Annotated in this window: 5 protein-coding genes; 2 read left to right on the forward strand and 3 right to left on the reverse strand. The window is 41.9% G+C overall.

Going from position 1 to position 5,318, the window contains the following annotated elements; genetic code table 11:
• Positions 1-546 precede the first annotated feature (546 nt).
• On the forward strand, positions 547-954 hold the full coding sequence (gene rplU / locus RM049_RS39045) for a 50S ribosomal protein L21 (RefSeq protein WP_289800080.1): 408 nt from the start codon (positions 547-549) through the stop codon (positions 952-954).
• Between the two features lie 29 nt (positions 955-983).
• A complete protein-coding gene (gene rpmA, locus RM049_RS39050) occupies positions 984-1,280 on the forward strand; it encodes a 50S ribosomal protein L27 (RefSeq protein ID WP_099099325.1) in 297 nt (98 codons plus the stop codon).
• A gap of 182 nt (positions 1,281-1,462) precedes the next feature.
• Here rpmA and RM049_RS39055 read toward each other — a convergent pair whose 3' ends face one another.
• The 3 genes from RM049_RS39055 to RM049_RS39065 form a co-directional block, all read right to left on the reverse strand.
• Positions 1,463-3,262 carry an iron uptake porin gene (locus RM049_RS39055; protein WP_322708089.1) on the reverse strand — a complete coding sequence of 600 codons (1,800 nt, stop codon included), beginning with the start codon at positions 3,260-3,262 and terminating at the stop codon, positions 1,463-1,465.
• A gap of 922 nt (positions 3,263-4,184) precedes the next feature.
• A complete protein-coding gene (locus tag RM049_RS39060; RefSeq protein WP_322674098.1) occupies positions 4,185-4,313 on the reverse strand; it encodes a hypothetical protein in 129 nt (42 codons plus the stop codon).
• 47 nt (positions 4,314-4,360) lie between these two features.
• Positions 4,361-5,227: a GNAT family N-acetyltransferase gene (locus RM049_RS39065; protein WP_322691741.1), complete on the reverse strand. Its 867-nt coding sequence runs from the start codon at positions 5,225-5,227 to the stop codon at positions 4,361-4,363.
• Between the last annotated feature and the right edge of the window lie 91 nt (positions 5,228-5,318).

Here is a 5,318-nt window from a genome sequence, read left to right on the forward strand (position 1 = left end):
TTTTATCAATTCAGCGCGGCTGGGTCGTTTTGTGTTGCTTAGTCTAAATTCCAGACACCTACACCCATGACGGAATGGCACGAAGACTCATGTGAAATATCGTCAGGGCAGGGTGTTGGGGGTAGGGTGTTGGGTGTAGTGTTAATAAAAATTGAATTTTAGTGCGCCAGACAAAACCAAGTTGTTCGTAATTCCCTACACCCCACACCCCACACCCTACACCCCAAAACCAGTAATACCAAGGGTTAACGCTTATCTTAGTGACATTCGCCCATGACGACTGTTGACTAATTCCTCCTCACTTTTAGAAAATGAGCGATCGCACAGAGTAATTAACTGATTTCTCATCTTCAGGCTGACCAGACAGCAATGCCAAACGTAAAAAATCCTATTAGAGCTTGACTTGACGCGTATTAATAAAATAGTATGTTAGATTGTCTGTCTAATTCCTGCTCGGATCAGGTAGACATATTACAAAGGCTGGCAAAAGCATCTCTACAGGAGATAAAAACCAGCTACCTGTACGGCAACCTCAAGGACAATTCCATGACCTACGCGATTATTGAAACTGGCGGCAAACAAATACGAGTAGAGCCAGGGCGGTTTTACGACATTGAACTGCTGGCGATCGAACCAGATGAAAAAGTTACAATAGATTCCGTATTACTCGTGCAGCACGATGGCGAAGTCACCATTGGACAGCCATTAGTAACAGGTGCGACTGTAGAAGGGACTGTAATGCGACATTACAGAGGTCGTAAAGTCCTGGTATACAAAATGAAGCCGAAAAAGAAAACCCGCAAAAAACGGGGGCATCGTCAGGAAATTACCAGACTTATGATTGATTCCATCACCCTCAACGGTGCAGTGTTTGCTGCCCAAGGAGAACCGGAGAAGGAAACCCCCGTTCTAGATAACACTGCTGCTGAAGAAGTTGAAACCGCTGCTGAATAATAAAAGAAGTAGATACACAAGAGGAAATCATGGCTCATAAGAAAGGAACAGGTAGTACACGCAACGGTCGTGATTCTAATGCCCAACGTCTGGGTGTCAAACGTTATGGCGGTCAAGTTGTACGTGCAGGAAACATTTTGGTGCGTCAACGCGGCACTAAATTCCACCCTGGTAACAACGTCGGTATTGGTAGCGATGACACTTTGTTTGCCTTAATCGACGGTGTTGTAATGTTTGAGAGAAAGGGCAAAACTCGTAAAAAAGTTAGTGTTTATTTACCTATAACTGCTGCTGAGGCAGCTCCTGCTGAAGCGGTAGCAAGTTAGAGTATTAGGGTGGACATTCTGTCGTTGGTGTCAAGTTAAGGCATCAGCCCAGATGTCAACAGAACGAGCAGCCGTTCGTCGGTGACGTTGACGGACGGCTTTAACCAAGCTCATCGAACAATAATGTTCGACAAGCCTGAAAATATTTTCAATGTGACATCCGATCCCCAGCCTCCAGTCTTCTAGAAAGCAAAAGTAGTGCGAAGTGCGCCTACAATTGCTGTGTCATTAGCACTAAAGCCTTCCGGGCTAAAGATGAAATATACACCAGGGGTAATGGAGATATTGTCATTAACCCGATAGTTATAAAATGTTTCTAAATGATAGGGAGTCGCGTCTTCTGGACGAGAAGCAACTCCGGCGACAGATTCTCGGTAAAGCGGCTGTCCAAAAATGACGGCGGCGGTGTTCCCTTCATGGAATATATCTCTAAAATGCAACCCAGCCGACCAGCTACTAAAGGTTGTAGAGGCATCTACATTCAAGAGATTAGCAAAAAGCAATGCACCTGATAGTGACAGGGATGTTTTCGGCGCAAACCGCCACGTTACTGTTGCACCTACAGAATTTACAGTGATTGGCTCATCAAGAGTTGCTAGTGTAGCGTCACCACCAAACCTCGCCAGTTGTGCTGCATTGGGAGTAAATCGAATAGAAGCAATATCAGCGCTGCCCAAGCCTGTACCTAAAATGTTAATTGTGTGGTAACTGTGTGCATAGTTGATGCCGATATCAATAGTTGAGATTGGTTTGAGGGTCAGTTGTGCTGCGATCGCTTGTGTACCGTTAAAGACACCTGCTCCCAAAGGTGTGTTCAAAAGACCGCGATCTTCTGATATTGGAGCCGAACCACTACCATAAATCACTCCGAGTCCCACTTGTTTTGAAGGATTCCACAAGAAACCAGCACCCGCTAATAAACCCGTACCAGAAGTTCCTCCTGTAATTCTGACTGCGGCGTTGTAACCTGCAAATCGAGAGATTGCACCTTGACTATCGCTGGCGTAGGGAGTGATGGCAGGAAAAACATCTGTAATCTCTGCATTGGTTCCAGCAAAGACAACGAATTTCTGAGACAACGGTAAGACATAAGCTAGCTTGTAAAGACTAACTGAATTTGCTCCGCCATCGGGTTGTAATGTCTGGGGGTTAAAGCCAGGAAATTGAGGTTCAAAGCTTAACTTGGTTGAACCTGCACCAAGAAAACTTGAATTTGGCAGTAATTGGCCTTGAATGGTTCCTCTTTCATAAAATGAACCGCTCGATCTGAAGTTGTAAGCTTGAAGTCCAACAATCAACAAATCACTGCCGTTAAAGCTGCTGGTAAGATTGAGCCGGACGCGATTATTGAAGGCTAATTTAGCATCTTGGCTGCCTGGTTCTCCACCTGTCGCTGTGGACAAAGAAAAAATTGCTTCGCCATTAAGTTTAGTTGTGGTAGAAAACTGTTGTTTCTCTAAGGTAGCTGTGCGAGGTTCTAAGGCATTTACTCGACCACGCAATGTTGCAAGTTCAGATGTAAATTCTTCTTGGAGTTTTTGGAGAGTAGTTAAATCTTCTTTCTTAACTAAGTCACCAGTGCTAGTAGCAATCAGTTCGTTGATTCTATCTAAGCAAGCATTCAATCCCGCAGCAAATTCATAACGGCTTAAGGCGCGATTTCCTTTATAAGTACTGTCAGGATATCCTACAATGCAACCGTAACGTTCCACTACCGATTGCAGTGCAAGAAAAGCCCAATCTGTTGTCTTAACATCAGATAATTGAGATACAGAGTTTACTTGAGCGATCGCATTCGATTCTAAAGAATTAAAATTAGTTGAAATTCCGCTACTGTTGTCTTTGTCTGCGCTCTCAAAATTGTTGACAGAATTTTCAGCAATTAATTGAGCATTTACAGGAGATGCACCCAGCGAAATTAAAGCAGTAAGTAAGCACAGCCAACTGACTTTTTTGGTACACATTAACTTGTAGTAATTCACACCCGTTCCTCACACACAAAAGAAAACACCACTGTTTGTTGCGAATACTGTATTATTCACAAGCTAAAGCTAACTTGCTAAAGCAAGCTATCAAGAATTAAATACTCTGTTTGCTGAGAGTTTCCCGATTAAATACACGAATTGCTGCCGTAGAAAATTACTTTGTACAGAATTCGTATAATAATATCTAAGCCAATGTATGGGCTTAGAGTAGTTGCAGCTTTTATCAAGTTCAAAATTGCCATTTTAACAATTACTTAGTCGTTAGGAAAGACTTCATTGCTTGAAAAACTACTTTTTGAAATTTTTAAACTACTTAAAATTTATAGATACACTATAGTTTTGATAAGTGGTACTTTACCATATATGTTTTACAAAAATAAACACTTTTAAAGTTTTTACTTTTGAGGTATATAAAAATAACATTAAAGTATTATCTAAGATTATAAGAAATCAACTTTTGATAATATTAAAATATATAACGCGGTCGTTCGTGCAATCAATAATGAGTTGATAGCGATTCCCAGTTAAGTGATGTACAGATAATATTTTGAAACGCAGAGGGACGCAAAGTTAAGCGCAGAGGTATGCAGAGATTTGTACCTCAGCAGACTAGGAAATGCTATATTGTCAGGCGAAACAATCTAGGACTTACGCACTATACAAATCAACCAAAACGTGTATTACGGTATTTAGTCTTTTCAGAGGCTTCAGATAACCCTGATTTATTCCGACATTTGCGATCGCTGGATGCCAAAACATGGCTAAAATACCCAAATTGTGTTTAGTACTTATGTACGATGCGTAAGTCCTACAATCGTATTGTCAGCCAAAACAATGCCATTGCAACTCTAAAAGACTTGTGTGTATACCGTAGCTTTACAAAGAAAGAGGTATTGTTAGACAAGAGTGAACAGTCAGATTAATAATAGCTGCCAGATTTCCGATGTTCTAAAGCCGTGACACCATCATTTGCCAACACTTCACCGCGATCGATGACGGCATAAATTAACCATCGATCGCCACATTCCATTTGCACTTTGTTGACCATTGTTACAAATGTGCTGACTTAGTTTAGTGGTTGCAGCAATAGGCAATTTAATAGAGTATTGAAGGTAGAAATGCGCCTACTGGCTCGTTGTACAGTCCCATACTCATCAATGTCATTGGTCGAACTATGTGCAATCCTTTCTCTAAGCACCAGCGCAATAACTCAGTATTGCGCGTTGGCAAGAGAAATCCTGATTCGGAAATTGCTGTTGCAGCGCTCAGTAGTGCTTTGAGGTCTTGATTACTTTGTGCAACTGCGTGTCCATCCAAGCCAAGTACAGTTATGTATCCTGTAATGCAACCGTTATGTTCAACTACTGTAAGCGTTTGCTGCTCAATTGCATCAAGTAATTCGATCTGGCGAACATGACCATGAACTTGAAAACAGAGTTGGTTGCAGATATCGATATCTGCTGCGGTTGCTTTACGAACCACATAGCCTAAAACTTCAAGTTGAAGCGCCGTACCTTTTAGGACTGCAAGCGGTTCTCGCACACGAAATCCGAGTTTAGTATATAAGGATAATGAACTACTATTATAAGCAGCTTGCACTAATCTGACACCTGCAAACTCTTGCTGCCGTGCGTAATCTAAGACGTATTGCATGAGATGCCTACCAATTGAACGTCCTTGCGTTATGGGGTTAACAGATAGCGGCCCAATTCCAGCAATTGCCCCATTATTCCAGAGAAAATTACTGCCCACAATATGTCCATCTAGCTCCGCTACAACCGAGTAAACATTTTGACGTTTAAGTAGAGACGAAAACGATTTAATTGTAGCTTCAGGAGAAGCCCAGTCTGTGGTAAGATTATATCGTTCATCGAGGATCTTAAACGCTTGGTAAGAGATTGAACCGCACTCATGAGCATCTTCAATCCTTCCCTCTCGCAAAATGAAGTTTGTGCTTTTCATAATAGGTATACTAGCCGTTTCAAGATAGTAAACTACTACAGCATTTCCGGCTGTTATGAGGTACAGTAGCAGCAATTAGCAAACCAGTTTC

Origin of the sequence: Nostoc sp. DedQUE04 (genome assembly GCF_034530995.1) — a bacterium.
Lineage (GTDB): Bacteria > Cyanobacteriota > Cyanobacteriia > Cyanobacteriales > Nostocaceae > Nostoc.